The sequence below is a fragment of the Burkholderia sp. BCC1996 genome (assembly GCF_905339955.1).
Classification (GTDB): Bacteria; Pseudomonadota; Gammaproteobacteria; order Burkholderiales; family Burkholderiaceae; genus Burkholderia.
This window is the reverse complement of sequence record NZ_CAJPHM010000010.1, coordinates 1-20,643: the sequence shown is the minus strand read 5'-3', so window position 1 is coordinate 20,643 and position 20,643 is coordinate 1. Positions and strand designations below refer to the sequence as shown.

Annotated in this window: 21 protein-coding genes; 13 read left to right on the top strand and 8 right to left on the bottom strand. The window is 64.9% G+C overall.

All coding sequences use genetic code 11. The features are described 5' to 3' along the window. Positions 1-5 precede the first annotated feature (5 nt). The 10 genes from nuoL (at position 6) to U4Z64_RS16245 (ending at position 9,918) form a co-directional block, all read left to right on the top strand. Complete coding sequence (gene nuoL / locus U4Z64_RS16290; RefSeq protein ID WP_124487230.1) at positions 6-2,063, top strand: NADH-quinone oxidoreductase subunit L; 2,058 nt, start codon at positions 6-8, stop codon at positions 2,061-2,063. Between the two features lie 18 nt (positions 2,064-2,081). After that, positions 2,082-3,572 (top strand): NADH-quinone oxidoreductase subunit M, encoded by a 1,491-nt coding sequence (locus U4Z64_RS16285; RefSeq protein WP_044844658.1) that lies wholly within the window; start codon positions 2,082-2,084, stop codon positions 3,570-3,572. Positions 3,573-3,608: 36 nt separating this feature from the next. Next, entirely contained in the window at positions 3,609-5,063 is a 1,455-nt protein-coding gene (nuoN, locus tag U4Z64_RS16280) for an NADH-quinone oxidoreductase subunit NuoN (protein ID WP_193759852.1), read from the top strand. Continuing rightward, entirely contained in the window at positions 5,063-5,359 is a 297-nt protein-coding gene (locus U4Z64_RS16275; RefSeq protein ID WP_321820491.1) for a DUF2818 family protein, read from the top strand. Before nuoN ends, U4Z64_RS16275 begins: the two co-directional genes overlap by 1 nt. A gap of 36 nt (positions 5,360-5,395) precedes the next feature. Continuing rightward, the gene (locus U4Z64_RS16270) at positions 5,396-5,986 is read left to right on the top strand and encodes an NUDIX domain-containing protein (protein WP_257772856.1); all 591 of its coding nucleotides are present in this window, start codon (positions 5,396-5,398) and stop codon (positions 5,984-5,986) included. A gap of 136 nt (positions 5,987-6,122) precedes the next feature. Continuing rightward, the gene (locus U4Z64_RS16265) at positions 6,123-6,545 is read left to right on the top strand and encodes a DUF1178 family protein (protein ID WP_006756910.1); all 423 of its coding nucleotides are present in this window, start codon (positions 6,123-6,125) and stop codon (positions 6,543-6,545) included. Positions 6,546-6,599: 54 nt separating this feature from the next. Then, positions 6,600-7,796: an acyl-CoA dehydrogenase family protein gene (locus U4Z64_RS16260; protein WP_044844732.1), complete on the top strand. Its 1,197-nt coding sequence runs from the start codon at positions 6,600-6,602 to the stop codon at positions 7,794-7,796. A 19-nt stretch (positions 7,797-7,815) separates the two neighbouring features. After that, on the top strand, positions 7,816-8,949 hold the full coding sequence (locus tag U4Z64_RS16255) for an acyl-CoA dehydrogenase (protein WP_321820490.1): 1,134 nt from the start codon (positions 7,816-7,818) through the stop codon (positions 8,947-8,949). Between the two features lie 34 nt (positions 8,950-8,983). After that, a complete protein-coding gene (locus tag U4Z64_RS16250; protein WP_044844653.1) occupies positions 8,984-9,445 on the top strand; it encodes a MaoC family dehydratase in 462 nt (153 codons plus the stop codon). After that, a complete protein-coding gene (locus tag U4Z64_RS16245; protein ID WP_321820489.1) occupies positions 9,442-9,918 on the top strand; it encodes a MaoC family dehydratase in 477 nt (158 codons plus the stop codon). The genes U4Z64_RS16250 and U4Z64_RS16245 overlap by 4 nt, the downstream gene beginning before the upstream one ends. Positions 9,919-9,969: 51 nt before the next feature. Here the strand turns inward: U4Z64_RS16245 and U4Z64_RS16240 are convergent, their stop codons facing one another. Together U4Z64_RS16240 and U4Z64_RS16235 are read right to left on the bottom strand one after the other, a co-directional pair. Next, positions 9,970-10,662 (bottom strand): glutathione binding-like protein, encoded by a 693-nt coding sequence (locus U4Z64_RS16240; RefSeq protein ID WP_321820488.1) that lies wholly within the window; start codon positions 10,660-10,662, stop codon positions 9,970-9,972. A 174-nt stretch (positions 10,663-10,836) separates the two neighbouring features. After that, positions 10,837-11,628, bottom strand: coding sequence for an oxepin-CoA hydrolase, alternative type (locus U4Z64_RS16235; RefSeq protein ID WP_321820487.1), 792 nt, complete (start codon positions 11,626-11,628; stop codon positions 10,837-10,839). A 211-nt stretch (positions 11,629-11,839) separates the two neighbouring features. On the opposite strand from U4Z64_RS16235, the gene U4Z64_RS16230 reads away from it, so the two are divergent. Further along, a complete protein-coding gene (locus U4Z64_RS16230; RefSeq protein WP_321820486.1) occupies positions 11,840-12,496 on the top strand; it encodes a glutathione S-transferase in 657 nt (218 codons plus the stop codon). A gap of 49 nt (positions 12,497-12,545) precedes the next feature. Here U4Z64_RS16230 and U4Z64_RS16225 read toward each other — a convergent pair whose 3' ends face one another. Together U4Z64_RS16225 and U4Z64_RS16220 are read right to left on the bottom strand one after the other, a co-directional pair. Next, on the bottom strand, positions 12,546-13,718 hold the full coding sequence (locus U4Z64_RS16225; protein ID WP_321820485.1) for a pyridoxal phosphate-dependent aminotransferase: 1,173 nt from the start codon (positions 13,716-13,718) through the stop codon (positions 12,546-12,548). 33 nt (positions 13,719-13,751) lie between these two features. Continuing rightward, entirely contained in the window at positions 13,752-14,249 is a 498-nt protein-coding gene (locus tag U4Z64_RS16220; protein WP_321820484.1) for a putative toxin-antitoxin system toxin component, PIN family, read from the bottom strand. A gap of 57 nt (positions 14,250-14,306) precedes the next feature. Between U4Z64_RS16220 and yaaA the strand changes: the two genes are divergently transcribed. Both yaaA and U4Z64_RS16210 read left to right on the top strand, forming a co-directional pair. Next, the gene (gene yaaA / locus U4Z64_RS16215) at positions 14,307-15,089 is read left to right on the top strand and encodes a peroxide stress protein YaaA (RefSeq protein WP_321810983.1); all 783 of its coding nucleotides are present in this window, start codon (positions 14,307-14,309) and stop codon (positions 15,087-15,089) included. A gap of 88 nt (positions 15,090-15,177) precedes the next feature. Beyond that, positions 15,178-16,332, top strand: coding sequence for a M14-type cytosolic carboxypeptidase (locus U4Z64_RS16210; RefSeq protein ID WP_321810982.1), 1,155 nt, complete (start codon positions 15,178-15,180; stop codon positions 16,330-16,332). 82 nt (positions 16,333-16,414) lie between these two features. Here the strand turns inward: U4Z64_RS16210 and U4Z64_RS16205 are convergent, their stop codons facing one another. From U4Z64_RS16205 to U4Z64_RS16190, 4 genes are all read right to left on the bottom strand, one after another. Beyond that, on the bottom strand, positions 16,415-17,068 hold the full coding sequence (locus U4Z64_RS16205) for a BspC domain-containing protein (protein WP_044844645.1): 654 nt from the start codon (positions 17,066-17,068) through the stop codon (positions 16,415-16,417). Between the two features lie 136 nt (positions 17,069-17,204). Next, positions 17,205-17,879 (bottom strand): energy-coupling factor ABC transporter permease, encoded by a 675-nt coding sequence (locus U4Z64_RS16200; protein WP_044844644.1) that lies wholly within the window; start codon positions 17,877-17,879, stop codon positions 17,205-17,207. Positions 17,880-17,954: 75 nt separating this feature from the next. Then, complete coding sequence (locus tag U4Z64_RS16195) at positions 17,955-18,791, bottom strand: response regulator transcription factor (protein ID WP_321820483.1); 837 nt, start codon at positions 18,789-18,791, stop codon at positions 17,955-17,957. Between the two features lie 209 nt (positions 18,792-19,000). Beyond that, complete coding sequence (locus U4Z64_RS16190) at positions 19,001-20,218, bottom strand: DUF2863 family protein (protein ID WP_044844642.1); 1,218 nt, start codon at positions 20,216-20,218, stop codon at positions 19,001-19,003. Between the last annotated feature and the right edge of the window lie 425 nt (positions 20,219-20,643).

The window sequence follows — 20,643 nt, the reverse complement described above, 5'->3', positions numbered from 1 at the left end:
CTGTTATGTCAACGACACTCAATGAAAACCTGCTGCTGGCGATTCCGCTCGCTCCGCTGGCCGGCTCGCTGATTGCGGGGCTGTTCGGGAACGCAGTCGGGCGCAAGGGCGCACACCGGATCACGATCCTCGGCGTAATGATCGCGTTCCTCCTGTCGGCGAAAGTCTTCGCCGACGTCGTGATGGGCGGCGCGAGCTTCAACGCGACCGTCTACGAATGGATGCGGGTCGGCTCGCTGAAGCTCGAAGTCGGCTTCCTCGTCGATTCGATGACGGCGATGATGATGGTCGTCGTGACCTTCGTGTCGCTGATGGTGCACGTCTACACGATCGGCTACATGCAGGAAGAGGACGGCTACCAGCGCTTCTTCTCGTACATCTCGCTGTTCACGTTCTCGATGCTGATGCTCGTGATGAGCAACAACTTCCTGCAGCTGTTCTTCGGCTGGGAAGCGGTGGGTCTGGTGTCGTACCTGCTGATCGGCTTCTACTTCACGCGTGAGAGCGCGATCTACGCGAACATGAAGGCGTTCCTCGTGAACCGCGTGGGCGACTTCGGCTTCCTGCTCGGCATCGGCCTGCTGCTCGCGTTCGCGGGTTCGATGAACTACGGCGAAGTGTTCGCGAAGCGTGCCGAGCTCGCCAGCCTGCACTTCCCGGGCACCGACTGGGGCCTGCTGACCGTCGCCTGTATCTGCCTGTTCATCGGCGCGATGGGTAAATCGGCACAGTTCCCGCTGCACGTGTGGCTGCCCGACTCGATGGAAGGCCCGACCCCGATCTCCGCGCTGATTCACGCGGCGACGATGGTGACCGCCGGCATCTTCATGGTGTCGCGCATGTCGCCGCTGTTCGAACTGTCGGATACCGCGCTGTCGTTCATCACGGTGATCGGCGCGATCACGGCGCTGTTCATGGGTTTCCTCGGCATCATCCAGAACGACATCAAGCGCGTGGTCGCGTATTCGACGCTGTCGCAGCTCGGCTACATGACCGTCGCGCTCGGCGTATCCGCGTACCCGGTCGCGCTGTTCCACCTGATGACGCACGCGTTCTTCAAGGCGCTGCTGTTCCTCGGCGCGGGCTCGGTGATCATCGGCATGCACCACGACCAGGACATCCGCAACATGGGCGGCCTGCGCAAGTACATGCCGATCACGTGGATCACGTCGCTGATCGGCTCGCTCGCACTGATCGGCACGCCGTTCTTCTCGGGCTTCTACTCGAAGGATTCGATCATCGAGGCCGTGAAGGAATCGCATCTCGCAGGTTCGGGCTTCGCGTACTTCGCCGTGGTCGCAAGCGTGTTCGTGACGGCGCTGTACTCGTTCCGCATGTACTTCCTCGTGTTCCACGGCGAAGAGCGCTTCCGCAACCCGAAGCATCCTGAATCGCCGATGGGCATGGCGGCCGCGCACGGCCACGACGATCACGGCCACGGCCACGGTCACGACGACCACGCGCACGAACCGCACGAGACCCCGTGGGTCGTGTGGCTGCCGCTCGTGCTGCTCGCGATTCCGTCGGTCATCATCGGTGCGATCGCGATCGGCCCGATGCTGTACGGCAGCTTCTTCGAACATGGCGTGGCCTTCGACAAGGTGATCTTCATCGGCGAAAACCACCCGGGCCTCGAAGAGCTGGGCAAGGAATTCCACGGCTGGGCCGCGATGGGCCTGCACTCGCTGACGACGCTGCCGTTGTGGCTCGCGATTGCCGGCGTTGTGGTCGCGTGGTTCCTGTACCTGAAGCGTCCTGAGCTGCCTGCCGTGATCCGCCGCGCGTTCGGCCCGATCTACACGCTGCTCGACAACAAGTACTACATGGACAAGATCAACGAAGTGGTGTTCGCCCGTGGTTCGGTGGCGATCGGCCGCGGCCTGTGGAAGGAAGGCGACGTCGTCGTGATCGACGGCCTCGTCAACGGCAGCGCCAAGTTCATCGGCTGGTTCGCCGGCGTGATCCGCTTCCTCCAATCCGGTTACATCTATCACTACGCGTTCGCCATGATCATCGGCATGCTGGGGCTCCTGACCCTGTTTGTAACGCTCGGCGGCAAATAAGGCGAGGGGACAAGAACAATGCACGCTTTTCCGATTCTCAGTACCGCGATCTGGTTGCCGATCGTTTTCGGCCTCCTGGTACTCGCGGTAGGTAACGACAAAAATCCGGGGACGGCCCGCTGGGTCGCGCTGATCGGCTCGCTGCTCGGTCTCGCGGTCACGGTCCCGCTGATCACGGGCTTCGACTCGAGCACGGCTGCGCTGCAGTTCGTCGAGCAGTCGACCTGGATCGAACGCTTCAAGATCTCGTACCACCTCGGCGTCGACGGCATCTCGATGTGGTTCGTCGTGCTGACCGCGCTGATCACGGTGATCGTCGTGATCGCCGCGTGGGAAGTGATCACCGAGAACGTCGCGCAGTACCTCGCGGCCTTCCTGATCCTGTCCGGGATCATGATCGGCGTGTTCTCGGCGGCTGACGGCCTGCTGTTCTACGTGTTCTTCGAGGCGACCCTGATCCCGATGTACATCATCATCGGCGTGTGGGGCGGCCCGAACCGCGTGTATGCGGCATTCAAGTTCTTCCTGTACACGCTGGCCGGCTCGCTGCTGATGCTGGTCGCGCTGATCTACCTGTACACGCAGACGCATTCGTTCGACCTCGCGACGTGGCAGGGCGCCAAGATCGCGATGACGCCGCAGATCCTGCTGTTCATCGCCTTCTTCCTCGCGTTCGCGGTGAAGGTGCCGATGTGGCCGGTGCACACCTGGCTGCCGGACGCGCACGTGGAAGCGCCGACGGGCGGTTCGGTCGTGCTGGCGGCGATCATGCTGAAGCTGGGCGCATACGGTTTCCTGCGCTTCTCGCTGCCGATCACGCCTGACGCAAGCCACTTCCTGGCACCGGTCGTGATCACGCTGTCGCTGATCGCGGTGATCTACATCGGTCTCGTCGCGATGGTGCAGGCCGACATGAAGAAGCTGGTCGCGTATTCGTCGATCGCGCACATGGGCTTCGTCACGCTCGGCTTCTTCATCTTCAACCAGCTCGGCGTCGAAGGCGCGATCGTCCAGATGATCTCGCACGGCTTCGTGTCGGGCGCGATGTTCCTGTGCATCGGCGTGCTGTACGACCGCGTGCACTCGCGCCAGATCGCCGATTACGGCGGCGTCGTGAACGTGATGCCGAAGTTCGCGGCATTCGCGATGCTGTTCTCGATGGCCAACTGCGGCCTGCCGGGCACCTCGGGTTTCGTCGGCGAGTTCATGGTGATTCTCGCGGCCGTCCAGTACAACTTCTGGATCGCATTCGGCGCGGCATTCACGCTGATCCTCGGCGCGGCCTACACGCTGTGGATGTACAAGCGCGTGTACTTCGGCGCGGTCGCGAACGATCACGTTGCCAAGCTGAAGGACATCGGCCGTCGCGAATTCGTGATGCTGGCAGTGCTCGCCGCGTTCACGATGCTGATGGGCCTGTATCCGAAGCCTTTCACCGACGTGATGCACGTTTCCGTGGAAAACCTCCTCTCCCAAGTCGCGCAGTCGAAGCTGCCGCTGGCCCAGTAATCGCGAGCGGAGGAAATCAAGATCATGAACGCTCCTATGAATGTCCTGTTGCCTGACGCGCTGGTGATGGTCGCCATCGTCGTCGCATGGCTGAACGACACCTTTACCGGTGCCGCTGGCCGCCGCCTGACCTATCTGATCGCGGTGGTTTCGTCGGTCGTCGCCGGCGTGTGGTTCGCGGTGCAGGCGCTCGACCCGCAGCCGTACTACTTCTTCTCGCGGATGGTCGTCGTCGATTCGTTCGCGAGCATGATGAAGGCCGTCGTGTCGATCGGCTTCGCGGTCTCGCTCGTCTATTCGCGCAAGTACCTCGAAGACCGCGACATGTTCCGCGGCGACGTGTTCCTGCTGGGCATGTTCTCGCTGCTCGGTCAGCTGGTGATGGTGTCGGGCAACAACTTCCTGACGCTGTACCTCGGCCTCGAACTGATGTCGCTGTCGCTGTATGCCGTCATCGCGCTGCGCCGCGATGCCGCGCAGTCGAGCGAAGCCGCGATGAAGTACTACGTGCTGGGCGCGCTCGCGTCGGGCTTCGTGCTGTACGGCATCTCGATGCTCTACGGCGCGACCGGCTCGCTCGAGCTGGGCGAGGTGTACAAGGCGGTCGGCGGCAACACCGACGCGGCCGTGCTGATGTTCGGCGTGATCTTCATCGTCGCCGGTATCGCGTTCAAGCTCGGCGCCGTGCCGTTCCACATGTGGGTGCCGGACGTCTACCAGGGCGCACCGACCGCGATGACGCTGTTCGTCGGCGGCGGCCCGAAGGTTGCCGCGTTCGCGTGGGGCCTGCGTTTCCTGGTGATGGGCCTGCTGCCGCTCGCACAGAACTGGCAGACCGCGCTCGTGATCCTCGCCGCGCTGTCGCTGATCGTCGGTAACATCACCGGTATCGTCCAGCGCAACATCAAGCGGATGCTCGCGTATTCGGCGATCTCGAACATGGGCTTCGTGCTGCTCGGCCTGCTCGCCGGCATCGTGAAGGGCGACGCGGCCGCACCGGCGAACGCGTACAGCTCGGCGATGTTCTACGCGATCGTCTACCTGATCACGACGCTCGGCTCGTTCGGCGTGGTGATGCTGCTCGCACGCCGCGATTTCGAAGCGGAAACGATCGACGACTTCAAGGGCCTCAACAAGCGCAGCCCGGTGTTCGCGTTCGTGATGATGGTCATGATGTTCTCGCTGGCAGGTATCCCGCCGACCGTCGGCTTCTACGCGAAGCTCGCGGTGCTCGAGGCGACCGTCAATGCGGGTCTCACGTGGCTGGCCGTGCTGGCCGTGATCACGTCGCTGTTCGGCGCGTTCTACTACCTGCGCATCGTCAAGCTGATGTACTTCGATGCACCGCAGGATACGGCTCCGGTCACCGGCGATTTCTGCAAGCGCACGATCCTCGTGCTGAACGGCCTCGCGGTCGTCGTGCTCGGCCTGATCCCGAGCCCGCTGCTGACGGCCTGCCTGCAGGCGATTCGTCACACGCTGCCGCTGTAATGTCGGCAGCCGGCTGGTTCATCGTGCTGTTGGCGCTCGTCTGCGCCAACCTGCCGTTCCTGAACCAACGCCTCTTCGCCGTCGTGCCGATCGGTGCGACGAGGAAGAACGCGTGGGTTCGGATCGGCGAGCTGATCGTGCTGTATTTCGTCGTCGGCGCGCTCGGCTTCTGGCTCGAGTCGCGCGCCGGCAACCGCTTCGAACAGGGCTGGCAGTTTTACGCGATCACGTTCAGTCTCTTTGTCGTGTTCGCGTTCCCCGGCTTCACGTTCCAGTATCTCGTCAAACGACGCTGACGGCTTCGGCCGTCGCGCTCATTCTTGGAGCCGCCGATGGCCGAACTACCCAATCACGACGCCGCACTGACCGAAACCTGCCTCGAGAGCGAGGCGATTTTCGAAGGCTCGTTCCTCAAGCTGAAGCGCGATACCGTCCGTCTGCCGGACGGCAAGCAGGCCACGCGCGAATACGTCCAGCACCCGGGCGCGGTGATGGTGATCCCGCTGTTCGACGACGGCCGCGTGCTGATGGAAAGCCAGTACCGCTATCCGATCGGCAAGGTCATGGCCGAATTCCCGGCCGGCAAGCTGGATCCGAACGAAGGCGCGCTCGCCTGCGCGGTGCGCGAACTGCGCGAGGAAACCGGCTACACGGCACGCGAATACGTGTTCCTGGCCCGGATTCACCCGATCATTTCCTATTCGACCGAATTCATCGACCTGTATCTCGCGCGCGGCCTGACGGCCGGCGAGCGCAAGCTCGACGAAGGCGAATTCCTCGAAACCTTCACGGCGACGCTGCCCGACCTGCAGGAGTGGGTGCGCACGGGCCAGATCACCGACGTGAAGACGATCATCGGCACGATGTGGCTCGACAAGGTGCTGTCCGGCACCTGGCCGCTGGGTCCGGTCGAGCAGCCCTGACGACGCGTCAGCGGCGGGTGGGGCGCCGCGTTACAATCGGGTGACGCGGTTGCTGGCCGGCCGCGCGATCCTGGTTTAGCACGATCGTTCACAAAAGCGCGTTTTGCGCTACACTCGTCACACGCCCTGATTCAGCATGAAGGTCCTCGATTTACAGTGCCCGCACGGCCATCGGTTCGAAGGCTGGTTCGCTTCCGCCGATGAGTTCGAAGCGCAGTTGTCCCGCAAGCTGGTCGAATGTCCGGTGTGCGGGACGACCGAGATCAACCGGATGCCGTCGGCGCCTCGCCTGAACCTGTCGGGCGCGACGCAGGCCCAGCCGGCCGATCCGCGTGCGCTGCAGGCGCAGGTGATGCGCGCGCTGCGCGAGGTGCTGGAGAAGACCGAGAACGTGGGCGAGCGCTTCGCCGAGGAAGCGCGGCGCATCCATTACAACGAGGCGCCGGCACGCAGCATTCGTGGCGTCACGACGCCGGAGGATGCGCAATCCTTGGCCGAAGAAGGCATCGACGTGATGCCGCTGCCGATTCCTGCCGCGCTGAAAGAACCGCTGCAATGACGTATGCAGTGTGTCCTTGGCGGCCCGGACGGCCGCGGCCAGGAGACACTGCGCATGGATCTGGATTATTCCCCCGCCGACGACGCGTTCCGCGTCGACGTCCGCGCCTGGCTCGAGGCCAATCTGCCTCACGCACTGCGCGCCAAGGTACTCGATCACAAACGACTCGACCGCGAGGATTTCGCGAGCTGGCACCGGATTCTCGGCCAGCGCGGCTGGTCCGCGCCCGCATGGCCGGCCGAATACGGCGGCCCGGACTGGAACGCGACGCAGCGGCACATCTGGGATGAGGAGTGCGCACGCATCGGCGCGCCGACCGTACTGCCGTTCGGCGTGTCGATGGTCGCGCCGGTGCTGATGAAATACGGCAGCGAAGCGCAGAAGCGCCATTATCTGCCGCGCATTCTCGACGGCACCGACTGGTGGTGCCAGGGCTATTCGGAGCCGGGCTCCGGGTCGGATCTCGCATCGCTGCGCACGCGCGCCGAACGCCACGGCGATCACTACGTCGTCAACGGCCAGAAGACCTGGACGACACTCGGCCAGTACGCGGACATGATGTTCTGTCTCGTGCGCACCGATCCGGCGGCGAAGAAGCAGGAGGGCATCTCGTTCCTGCTGATCGACATGAAGACGCCCGGCATCACGGTGCGCCCGATCATCACGCTCGACGAGGATCACGAAGTCAACGAAGTGTTCTTCGAGGACGTGAAGGTGCCCGTCGAGAATCTCGTCGGCGATGAAAACCGCGGCTGGACCTACGCGAAATACCTGTTGGGCCACGAGCGCACCGGCATTGCACGCGTCGGCGCGTCGAAGCGCGAGCTCGCATTCCTGAAGCGCGTGGCGTCGAACCAGCGCAAGAACGGCAAGCCGTTGCTCGCCGATCCCGTGTTTGCCGCGAAGGTCGCGGCGCTCGAGGTCGAGCTGATGGCGCTCGAGGTGACGGTGCTGCGCGTCGTGAGCCGCGAGACGAGCGGCAAGGGGCCGGGCCCCGAGGCATCGATGCTGAAGATCAAGGGCACCGAGGTGCAGCAGGCGCTCACCGAGCTGATGTTCGAGGCGATCGGGCCGCTCGCCGCGCCGTTCGATGTCCCGTTCCTCGAGGGCGAGCGCGAACACAGCAGCGCGGGCGACGACGATGCGGCGCCGCTCGCCGCGTACTACTTCAATTACCGGAAGACGTCGATCTACGGTGGTTCGAACGAGATTCAGAAGAACATCATCGCGCAGATGATCCTGGGGCTGTGATCAGGGAACGGAGACAACCATGGATTTCAGCTTTACCGATGAGCAGCAACAGTTCGCCGACGCGCTGCGCCGTTATCTCGGCGAGCAATACGGTTTCGACGCGCGCCAGGCCATCGTGCGCAGCGAGGCGGGCGTGTCGGATGCACAATGGAGCGCATTCGCGGAGCTGGGCCTGACCGCGCTGCCCGTGCCGGACGCACAGGGCGGATTCGGCGGCGGCCCGGTCGACATGCTGGTCGCGATGCAGGAGCTCGGCCGCGCACTCGTGGTCGAGCCGTACTGGGCGACGGCGGTCGGTATCGAGGCGCTGCGCATCGCCGGGGCCGGCACGGGCGACGATGCCGCGCTGCTGGAAGCGATCGCACAGGGGCAGAAGCGCGTTGCCGTTGCATTCCACGAACCGCGGGCGCGCTACGACCTGTACGAACTCGAAACGCATGCGCGCGAGCAGGGCGGCACGTACCGGCTGACCGGCATCAAGTCGATCGTTCAGCACGGCGCACAGGCCCATGTGTGGATCGTGCCCGCGCGCGTCGACGGCGGCGGCATCGGCCTGTTCGTCGTCGATCGCGATGCCGCGGGCGTGAAGCTCGTCGACTACCGGACGATCGACGGCCAGCGCGCCGCGACGATCGAGTTCAAGGAAACGCCCGCGCGGCAGTTGACGGGCGGCGCACGCGATGCGGCCGCACTCGAGCAGATTGCCGATTACGCGATCTTCCTGCTCTGCGCGGAAGCGGTCGGCGCGCTCGACGAACTGAACCGCGCGACGGTCGAATACACGAAGACGCGCGAACAGTTCGGCGTGCCGATCGCGCGCTTCCAGGCGCTGCAGCACCGGATGGTCGACATGCTGATTCACGCGGAGCAGGCGCGCTCGCTGACTTACCTGGCCGCCGTGCGTTACGCGGGCGGCGACGCCGACGCGCGGCGCAAGGCGGTGTCGGCCGCGAAGGCGCGGGTCGGCGCGGCCGCGCGCTTCGTCGGCCAGCAGGCCGTGCAACTGCACGGCGGCATGGGCGTGACCAACGAGGTCGCCGCCGCACACCTGTTCAAGCGGCTGTCGATCATCGAGACGACCCTCGGCGACACCGATCATCACCTTGCGCGCATCGCGGCCCTGCCGGATTTCGCGCAGACCGACGCGGCATGACGGCGACGCGCGAGCGCGCTACAGGAGATAGACAGTGGGTATCAGTTACGAAGATCTGGAAGTCGGCAGTACGACCGAAATCGGCCGCTATACGTTCGAACCGGACGACATCAAGGCGTTCGCGCAACGCTACGATCCGCAGCCGTTCCACCTCGACGAGGAAGCCGGCAAGGCCTCGCCGTTCGGTGGACTGGTCGCGAGCGGCTGGCATACGTGTTCGGTGTTCATGAGCCTGCTCATCAAGAAGCTCGGGCCGGATTCGACCAGCATGGGCTCGCCCGGCATCGATTCGATCCGCTGGCTCAAGCCCGTGCGTGCCGGCGACACGATCACGATGTACCAGAAGGTCCACGACAAGCGCGTGTCGGCGAGCAAGCCCGATCGCGGCATCGTGTCGACGGAGTGGATCGGCCTCAACGGTGCCGGCGACACGGTGATCACCGTGCATACCAAGGTGATCTTCGGGCTGCGCCATCCGCAAGGAGCCGGTGCATGACGGACGTGACATTGCCGCTGATCGCGTCGACGCAAGCGCTGCTCGAGCGGGTCGGCGCGGAACCGCTCGCGAGCGGCTGGGTCGAGATCGACCAGCGCCGGGTCGACGGGTTCGCCGACGCGACCGGCGATCACCAGTGGATTCACGTCAATCCCGAGCGTGCGCGGCGCGAGTCGCCGTTCGGCGGCCCGATCGCGCACGGCTTCCTGACGCTGTCGCTGATTCCCGCGCTGATGACCGATGCGATGCGCTTCGAGCAGAAGATGGGCGTGAACTACGGACTGAACCGCGTGCGGTTCCTGAAGCCGGTGCCGGTCTGCGCACGCGTGCGCGCGCTGTTCGCGGTGAAGGAAGCCGCGCAGGCCGCGCGGGGCGGCGTGCAGGTGACGTGGTCGGTGTCGATGCAGGTCGAGCGTCCGGATGCGCCGTTGCCCGTTTGTTCGGCGGAATTCATTACGCTGCACTACTTCTGATGCGCGCGGCGGCAGCGACGGATGCCGCTGCGTCGCACGGCGCGCGGTGCTTCAGTGCTTCGCGTATTGCGTCGCGCCGAACAGCATCTCGCGTGCCTTGTCGTCCTGCAGCGGCTTGCGCAGCGACGCGAGTACTTCGACGCCGCGCTGCACGGCGGCACGCGCGGCAATGGCTTCATGCCAGCGCTTCACGTTCGGCAGTTCGTCGAGCACGATGCCCTGGTTTTGCCACGAACGCGTCCACGGGAACGTCGCAATGTCCGCGATCGTGTACGTGTCGCCCGCGAGATAGGCGGATTCGCCGAGGCGCTTTTCCATCACGTTGTACAGGCGCTTCGCTTCGTTCGTGTAGCGATTGACCGCGTACTCGATCTGCTCCGGCGCATACAGCCGGAAGTGATGCGCCTGGCCGAGCATCGGGCCGACGCCGCCCATCTGGAACATCAGCCATTCGAGCGTCGCGTAGCGCGCGGCCGGCTCGGTCGGCAGGAACTTGCCGGTCTTTTCCGCCAGGTAAATGAGGATCGCGCCGGATTCGAACAGCGAGATCGGCTTGCCGCCGGGGCCGTCCGCGTCGACGATCGCGGGGATCTTGTTGTTCGGGCTGATCTTCAGGAATTCGGGCTCGAACTGGTCGCCCGCACCGATATCGACCGGATGCGCACGATACGCGAGGCCTGTTTCCTCGAGCATGATGTGTACCTTGTGGCCGTTCGGGGTCGCCCAGCTGTAGACGTCGATCATCGTCAACTCCTTTATTGCATGCGCGAAAACGGCGCCGACAGGGCGCCGCGACAGGCGGTCATTAGAGCATGGATCGATGCGGGCTGCAGGCGACGGCAACGTGCGGCCACGCGCCTGCGCGCGCGTGTCGCCGAGGCGGCGGAACCGGCGTTCGAGCGGTGGCCGCGCGCCGGATCAGCGCTTGTAGCGCGGCTGGCGTTTCTCGAGGAATGCGGTAATGCCTTCGAACGCGTCCGCGTGATGCAGTGACGCGACGAAGTGATCGCGCTCGGTGCCGAGGTGCGCATCGAGCGGCTGCGCGGTCGCATCGTCGAGCAATGACTTGATGCGTGTCAGCGCGTTCGGCGAGATGCCGGCAAGCGAGTCAGCCCACGTGAGCGCGTCGGACAGCGCGGCACCGGGCGCGGCGAGCCGGTTGACGACGCCGAGCGCATGCAGGCGTTCGGCCGCGACAGGCTTGCCCTCGAACAGGATTTCGGCGGCGAGCGCACGCGGCAGCGCACGTGCGAGGAACCACGAGCCGCCGCCGTCGGGTGTGAGGCCGACGCGTGCGTACGACATCACGAACTTCGCATCGTGCGCGGCAACGATCAGGTCGCACGCGAGTGCGAGCGAGAAGCCCGCGCCGGCCGCCGCGCCTTCGACGGCCGCGATCACGGGCTTCGTCGTTGCGCGCAGCGCCGTGATCCACGCGCCGAGCTGATCGATGCTGTCGGCCTGGTAGGACGGATCCTTCGAGCGGTTGTCGAGCAGCCGGTTCAGGTTGCCGCCCGCGCAAAAGAAGCGATCGGCCCCCGTGAGCACGACCGCGCGAATCGCGGGATCGCGCTCGGCGGTGGCGAGCGCTTCGACGCCGGCCGCATACATGTCGGGATGCAGCGCGTTGCGAGCGCCGGGATTGGACAGCGTGAGGACGAGCGTCGATTCGCTTTCGGGCGGACGCGAGGCCAGCAGTTCAGCACTCATGCGAGTGTGTCTCCATCGAATGGCGGGGTTGCGGCGCCGCATGTTGCGCGGGCTTGCGCGCCTACCCGTGAGGGTGATGCCGCAGCGGATGTATCGTTGTCTTGACGGACGCGAAACTGCTTTAGACTAGCACGAACGTGCTTTTCAGCGCGACGCATCCCGATGCGGCCGGCATCACTGCGGCCGCGCCTCAGCAACGAAGGAGACTCCGATGCTACAGCTGTGCGGTATTCCGTTGTCCAACTATTACAACAAGGTGAAGTTCGTCCTGCTCGAGCATGGCATCCCGTTCGAGGAATCGGCATGCGGTCTGCCGATCAACGATCCGGCACTGCTTGCCGATTCGCCGCTCGGCAAGATTCCGTTCCTGAAGACGGAAGAGGGCGCGCTGTTCGAGTCGCAGGTGATCATCGAGTATCTGGCGGCGCGTTTTCCCGACAAGGCCATTTTCCCGGCCGGGCCGTTCGCGGCCGCGAAGGTGCGCGAACTCGTCGAGACGCTCGAGCTGTATCTCGAATGGACCGCGCGCGAGGTCTATACGGAAGCGTTTTTCGGCGGCAAGGTCAGCGACGGGATGAAGGCGCACGTCGAGAAGCGCCTGCCGCGCGCGATCGATGCGTTCAAGCGGATGACGCAGTTCTCGCCGTACGTGCTCGGTGACACGTTCAGTCTTGCGGACATTGCGGCAGCGATCCATCTGCCGGTGATCGGGATGGCGACGAAGGCCGTCTTCGGCCGCGATTTCCTGCTCGACGCCGGCATCGACTGGAAGGCGCACGTGAAGCTGGTTGGCGAGCGGCCGGCCGCGCAGCGCGTGGCGGCCGATCGCAAGGCCTACGTCGAGGCGGCGAGCGCCGCGCGTTCTTAAGCGCGGTGCAGGCGCGGTGTCGTACCGCGCCCGGCCGCCGAGGCAAGCCTTACAGGCGCGCGAGCCGTTCGAGTGCGGATGCGAGCGTGCTTTCCTGCTTCGCAAAGCAGAAGCGCACGACGCCCGACTCGTGCGGCTCGTGGTAGAACGCCGACACCGGAATCGCCGCCACGCCGATTTCCGATGTGAGCCACTTCGAGAATTCCGCTTCGGGCAGATCGCTGATCGCCGAATAGTCGACGCACTGGAAGTACGTGCCGGTGCACGGCAGCAGTTTGAAGCGCGTGCGCTCGAGGCCGGCGCGGAAGAAGTCGCGCTTGTTCTGGTAGAAGCCGGCCAGCGTCAGGTACGGCGCCGGATCGCGCAGGTAGTCGGCGAGCCCGATCTGCATCGGCGTGTTCACCGTGAACACGTTGAACTGATGGACCTTGCGGAACTCCGCGGTCAGCGCGGCAGGCGCCGCGACGTAGCCGACCTTCCAGCCCGTCACGTGGTAGGTCTTCCCGAAGCTCGACACGATGAAGCTGCGCGCGGCCAGGTCCGGGTAGCGTGCGACGCTCTCGTGCCGCGCGCCGTCGTAGACCATGTGTTCGTACACTTCGTCCGACAGGATCAGCACGTTGGTGCCGCGCACGATCTCCTCGAGCCTGCGCATGTCGGCCTCGCGCCACACGGTGCCGGTCGGGTTGTGCGGCGTGTTGATCATGATCATCCGCGTCTTCGGCGTGATCGCGGCGGCCAGGCGATCGAACGGGATCGCATAGTCGGGCGCTTCCAGCGTGACGAACACGGGTTTGCCGCCGGCCAGTTCGATCGAAGGCAGATAGCTGTCGTAGGTCGGTTCGACGACGATCACTTCGTCGCCGGGATGCACCGCGCACAGGATCGCCGTCAGCAGGGCCTGCGTCGCGCCGGCCGTGACCGTGATCTCGGTGGCCGGATCGTAGCGCCGGCCGTAGACCTGCGCGATCTTGTCGGCGATCGCATCGCGCAACGGCGCGACGCCGGCCATCGGCGGATACTGGTTATGACCGTTGCGCATCGCGACCGCGACCGCGTCGACGATGCGCGGGTCGCAGTCGAAATCCGGGAAGCCCTGGCCGAGGTTCACGGCGCCTTTCTCGGCGGCGAGCGCGCTCATCACCGTGAAGATCGTCGTGCCGACGTTCGGCAGGCGCGAGGGGAAAACGGGAGTCGTAGGCATGTCGGTAGGAGCGTTCATCGATACGGTCGCAAGCGGGTGGCGCCGGGCTCGTCAGGCCGGCGTGGTGGGGGTGGCCGACGCGGCATCGAGCGCGCAGGCTTCGGTAAATGGCGCGGGCTGCGCGATCCGGAAGCCGAAGTCGCGTGCGGTGCGCTTCGCGAGCTTGAGCAGCGCACGGTCCTTCGACACGAGCCAGTCGGCCTGCGCGGCGCGCGCGAGCTCGAGAAACTTCTGATCGTCGCGGTCCTTGCACTTCGGCAGCGGCGGCGCGTCGGCGGCGACGGGCGGCGGCTCGACGAGGCGCGTCAGGCGGGCGACGGTCGCGAGCGCTTCGGCCTTGTCGATCGCGCGCGCCTGGAACTGCGGATAGTCGAGCACGAGCTCGAGTTCGTTCAGGCAGCGGCCGTCGATCACGGCGGCCAGCGTGCCGCGTTCGAGCGCAGCCCGGATCGGGCGGGTGGCGGGGTCGTCGAATACGAGTATGTCGATCCAGACGTTCGAGTCGAGCACGACGCGATGTGCGGCATGCGGGGCGAGGGAGCGGGTCATTCGTTACAATCGGTGGTTTTCGTCTGACCGCAAGGCACGGCGTGCCAGCGAGCCTCTATGATAATCGTTCTCTCCCCAGCCAAATCCCTCGACTACGATACGCCCGCCCACGTCCCGTCTTACACGAAGCCTGCATTCGTCGACGATGCGTCGGAACTGATCGACGGCCTGCGCAAGCTGTCGCCGCAGGACATCTCGACGCTGATGGACATCTCCGATCCGCTCGCGCGGCTGAACTTCCAGCGCTACGCGGACTGGTCGCCGACCTTCACGACGGCCAATGCGAAGCAGGCGGTGCTCGCGTTCAACGGCGACGTGTACGAAGGGTTCGATGCCAGATCGCTGTCGGCCGCCGATCTCGACTATGCGCAGCAGCACGTGCGCGTGCTGTCGGGCCTGTACGGGCTGCTGCGCCCGCTCGACCTGCTGCAGCCGTACCGGCTCGAGATGGGCACGCGTTTCGCGAACGCGCGCGGCAAGGATCTGTATGCGTTCTGGGGCGACCGCATCACGCGGGCACTGAACGAGCAGCTCGAGACGCGCAGCGGCGCGGCACGTGTGCTGGTCAACTGCGCGTCGACCGAGTACTTCAAGTCGGTCAAGCCGAAACTGCTGGCCGCGCCGATCGTCACGCCGGTGTTCGAGGACTGGAAGGGCGGCCGCTACAAGATCATCAGCTTCCATGCGAAACGCGCCCGTGGCCTGATGGCGCGCTATATCGTCGAGAACCGCATCGCCGAGCCGGCGGCGCTGAAGGATTTCGCGGTGGAAGACTACGCGTTCGATGCCGCTGCGTCGAACGATTCGACTTACGTATATCGCCGGCGAATCGGCGAGTGACCGAGCCGGCCGTTCACGAGACGGCCGGTGCATGCATGAGGCCGGACACGTGGCAGACCGCCCGCTCCGGTCGCAATTGGAGAGACAGATGACCCTTTCGATCACCAGCAATTTCGACGCAGGCGCAGTCGACGTCGTGTCGTGCGACAGCCCGGACGCGATCCGGCTGCGCATACGTGGCGACAACCGCTCGGAATTCGCGCAATGGTTCTACTTTCGCCTGACGGGCGCGCGCGGCGAGCGGTGCGTGATGTCGTTCGAGAATGCAGCCGAATGCGCGTATCCGTCGGGATGGCGCAACTACAGTGCAGTCGCGAGCTACGACCGGGTCGACTGGTTCCGCGTGCCGACGACATTCGACGGCAAGACGATGACCATCGACCATACGCCCGAGTTCGACAGCATCTACTACGCGTATTTCGAGCCGTACTCGGAAGAGCGCCATGCGGCGTTCCTCGGCGCGGTTCAGCAATTGCCGCAGGCGAGCGTCGTCGAACTCGGCCGCACGGTCGAAGGCCGTCCGATGTCGCTGCTGACGCTCGGTACGCCGGAAGTCGACGGGGCACCGAAGAAGAAGGTGTGGATCATCGCGCGCCAGCACCCGGGCGAGACGATGGCCGAGTGGTTCGTCGAAGGGCTCGTCAAGCGGCTGGCCGGATGGGGCGACTGGGCGGGCGATCCGGTGGCGCGCAAGCTGTACGACCGCGCGACGTTCTACATCGTCCCGAACATGAATCCGGACGGCAGCGTGCACGGCAACTTGCGCACCAACGCGGCGGGCGCGAACCTGAATCGCGAGTGGATGGAGCCCGATGCCGAGCGCAGCCCCGAAGTGCTGGCCGTGCGCGATGCGATCCATGCGATCGGCTGCGACATGTTCTTCGACATTCACGGCGACGAAGATCTGCCGTACGTGTTCGTTGCGGGTTCGGAGATGCTGCCGAGCTTTACCGAGCAGCAGGGCAGGGAGCAGACCGCGTTCATCGATGCGTTCAAGGTCGCGAGCCCGGATTTCCAGACCGAGCACGGCTATGCGGCGAGCAAGTACAAGGAAGACGCGCTCAAGCTCGCGTCGAAGTACATCGGCCATCAGTTCGGCTGCCTGTCGCTGACGCTCGAGATGCCGTTCAAGGACAACGCGAACTTGCCCGACGAGCGGGTCGGCTGGAATGGCGAGCGGAGCGCGGCGCTTGGCGCTGCAATGCTGGCGGCAATCCTGGTGCACGTCGAGACGTTCGCGTAAGCGCATCGTCGTCGATATGAAAAAGCCGGCGCATCGCATGATGTGCCGGCTTTTTGGCTTCTGTCGTTGCCGCTCCGTCGTATCAGGACTTCTTCGCGGTTTTCTTCTTCACGGCATTCTTCTGGCCGCTGGATTTTTTCGTTGCGACGGCTTTCTTGCCGGTGCGGCCGGATGCCTTGGCCTTCACCTTGCCGCGGTGCGACTTGCCGTTGAACTTCTTCGTCGACGACGACGGACGCTCGACGCGCGGCTTCAGCGGCGGCACGGGATCGTTCCAGCTGAACGCAAGCATTTGCTGACCGACGTAGCCGCAGCGGAATTTCAGCGGTGTCGGGTCGCTGCCGTCGCTGTGGACGCCGAGGCCATCCACGGTAACGATGTTGTCGACCTTCACGCGCTGCTTGCCCTGATCGAACGAATCGTTCCACGGCGTGATCGTCGCCTTGCCGTTTTCGAACGCGTTCGGCGCGAAGTCGACGCGATCGAAGGCCGACGACGTGCTGGCGATGAAGCTGCCGTGCGCCGCACAATCGGCGACGATCGGATCGGCGTGCATCTCGTTGACGAATTTGTTGATCAGTTCGGAGCGCTGGTCGAGGAGGTCGGCGAATACCGGTGCCGGAAGCGCAAGCGACAGGCCCGCGACACAGGCCGCCAGCTTGCCGAGCGCCCGGAAAATCCGGAGCGAGGCAGGTGAGCTGTCCATCTGGTTATTGGTGAGGAGCAAATGAGGCATCGGGCACGTATAGATGCCCGATGAAGATCAGGAGTTCAATCTTAGCGTAAAAAAGTTGTGCGGCAGTAGGCGTTGCACTCTCCCGCGCTGCGCAAACGGATCGCCGCGCGCACCGCTCGCATCGGGGCCGCCGCGTTCAGGCGCGCGGGCCGCCGAGGCGATAGCGCCGAACGTCGAACGTCGTGACCCACGCCGGACGATAGACAGCGATGAGCGCGGTGGCCATGCCGGTGAACCACGCTTCGCCGAGCGCGAGCAGCGCGGTGTTCAGCAGATAGCCGGCGGGAATCACGACGGGCACGCCGTCCGCGAGCGCGAGCTGGACACCGGCCGCGGCCGCGGCGACCGAGACGATCGCGATGGCCGGTGACAGGAACCCCTGGCCGATGATGAACGATGCGAGGTTGTGCGGGAGCCACGCGATCGCGGCGCGTTGCAGCAACGCGGACACGGCGACCGGTAGCGCGCCGTAGATCAGATAGGTGAGACCGATGCCTTGCCACGGCGCATCGAAGACGATCGCGGCGACGGCCGTGACGGCACCCATCGCGATCAGCGCAAGCGTCCAGTCGAACAGCGTGACGAGCAGCGTCGCGCCGAGCAGGTGCATGACGATGCCATCTTCGAGCCACGCATTCGAGGCCCACAGCACCGTGATCGCAGTGACGAGCGCGAGCCACACGTGCTGGAGCGTTGCGTCCTGCAGCCGGACGAAGGGACGATTCCAGAGCGCGAGCACGAGCAGCGCCACGGCGGCGATCCAGCCACCGATGCCAACCCAGAGCGGAAGCGGTGTGAAAAGAAAACCCATGGGTCCATATTACTCGTTGAGCATCAAAGGTGGGAATCCGCACATGTCGACCGTCGCAATATCGAGACTGTCCGATCAGCGGTCGCGCCGAAACCGCGCCCGCGGTTCGGCCGCGAGCGGCAGGTCGCGAGTGCTGGTGTCCGCGGCAGGCAGCGGGTATGGACGGTCGTTCCGTTGCTTGCGCAGGGGGACCGGGCCGCGTTCGCCGATGACGGGCTTGCTTGCACGATCGCGGTTCGCCAGCAGCACCTCGAGATGGGGCGACAGCCAGCCGTTGTAGATCGCGACTGCGGCAGCGCGGTTTGCCGCGCCCAGCTGCTGGAAGATGCTGGCGAGGTGGATCTTCACGGTGCCTTCGCTGATGCCGAGCGTGCGGGCGATCATCTTGTTGGTGCTGCCCATATGGACGAAGCGCATGATCTGCGCCTGTCTAGGCGACAGGAGGCTGCTTGGCGTGCGGCGCGGCAGCGATCCGGCGAGCGTCTGGAAATGGGCATCGTGACGCGCCGCGGCGGCGGAAGGCAGCAGGCTGAGCGCGATCGGCGGGATGTAATGGCCGCCCAGCAGAACCATTTCGAGCGCCCGCACGATCAGGTGCGGCCGTGTGGAGTGCGGGATCACGCCCGCGACACCGTAGTTGTAGAAGCGCTGGATGGCCTCCGGCGTGGATTCGTCGATCAGCACCGCGGCGGGCGTCGGCGAGCAGGCGCTGCAGAGCGCCTGGAGTTCGCTGTGCCGCCCGACGTCCAGCCAGTCGATGGCAACGAGGTCGAAACGTTGGGTACGCAGCAGCCGGCGCGCCTGGAAACCATCGGGTGCATCGTTGATGCGGGCGTGACGGTCGATCTGCCGCAGCAGGGCTTTCAGTCCGTCACGCCGTTCGGCGTCTGAGTTAAGCACCAGGAACCGCATATTCAACCTCCGTAAGGTGAGTCATTGAGCTGCCGTCGGCATGGGGTGGCTCCGATAATGACAAAAACCTTACACGATGTCTGCTTGGCTGAAAGGATTAGGAAAAGTCTGAAATTTCTCGTGAGGGAAATGCGGACGAAAAAAAAGCCGCTCCGGCAGGAACCGGGAACGGCTTCATTGGGCAGGCTCAGCGGGCCTGCCGTGCACGATCAGTGAAAGTGCGGCTGAGCGGGCGATGCGTCTTCCGGCATTTCCGCGTGGACGATCTCGCCGAGCGGATCCGCATAGAGCGGCACGCCACAGTCGTCGCAGTACTCGGGCTCGAAGCGGCCTGCGTGCCGGCGGACGTCGGTTACGCCGCATTCCTTCAACAGACTCACGATCTCCTCGAGCGGCCCTTCGATCGGTGCTTCGCCTTCGAGCGTCGCGCTGTCGATCGACACGTCGCCGTTCTCGCGACCGTACAGCGGCCACACGACGCCATAGATCACGTCGTTGCTGGCACGTCGCGTGAAGCCGACGCGATACTCGTCGATCCGGCGCTCGCCGAAGCCCGCGACCACTGCGCGCAGCTCTTGCGGTGCCGCACCAAGTGTGTCGAAAAGATAACGGATGGCCGTTCGGACCGTGTGCGGACGGATGCGCTCGTCCGCGTCGCGGCAGGCCGAGTAGTACGCGTCCGGAAGCAGGCATTCGAACTCGCAGCCGGGCAGGGCAGCCGACAGGTTCGGGCCGCCCTGGGCAGTCCATTGCTCGAGACACTGGCCGCGTTCGATCCGGTTGCCGTGTTCTTCCTCCTGCCAGCGAAACAGCGGTGCGCCGGCCGGCGCGGCGACGACGGCGAGCAGGAAGCGCGGGTCGGCCAGGATCGGTGAGGTTTCGGGCAGGTCGCCGAAGCTGAGCTTGGCGGCGTGCTGGCCGAGCGCCGCGTGCGCGAGCTGCTGGGCGAGCCGATAGGTCTCGACGTGGTGGCGCGGCAACTGGTCGATGCTGTACAGGAACGGGGCCAGCCCGACGAGCGTGCCGGTGGCGAGCACGTGCGCCTGCAGGTGCGTGCGCAGTGCGTCGGCGACGTCGCCTTTCAGCGGGCCCGACGGAATCATGTAGCGCGTCCAGGCGAGAACGGGAACGGCGACCAGCAGCGCATCGTACGGCTGGCCGTCGTGTTCGATCACCATCGATTCGCTATGCGTCTCGGCCATGTCGGCGAGCGCGCCATAGGCGTCGGGGTGGTTCTGCTGCAGATGGTCGAGTGCTGCGTCGAGCGTGGTCTGGTTGCCGTTGCGAACAATCTTGGCAAGCAGCGCATCGAGCTTCGCTTCCCAGAAGCGATCCTCGATGCGACTGCCCGAGGCGAAGAGCGCAAGCGACAGGCCGACCAGTTTGTCGGCGTCGGGGGGGAGGCGTTTGGCGATTCGCTGGCGCATATTAAATACGTATAGAAAGAGGCGAAGAACCTCACATTCTAGTCCGTTCTTTGCGCCATAAGCGGTCTCGTGCTCCGGCATGGCCGGAAGGCCGAATCGGCGGGGGTGAAAGAAAAATCCATCGAACCCCTTGCGCGATTGCCGGCAGGTGCTTAGAATCACGCCTCTTTCGCGCTAACGGAAACACGGCGCGGGGGAAGAAGGGAAGCGGTGCTGTCGGGCGGGTCGTAGCGGCCTCGGCGGTGCAGGAAGTTGAACCCCAGTCGTCGCAACGAAGCAGTTAAAAAGTTGTTGACGAACTGAAAAAGACGGTTCATAATCTCGCTTCTCTGCTGCTGAAAACGCAGCGCTGCTGAGAAACACGAAGTTTCTCGCAGATTGCTCTTTAAAAATTAACAGCCGATAAGTGTGGGCGCTTGATGACC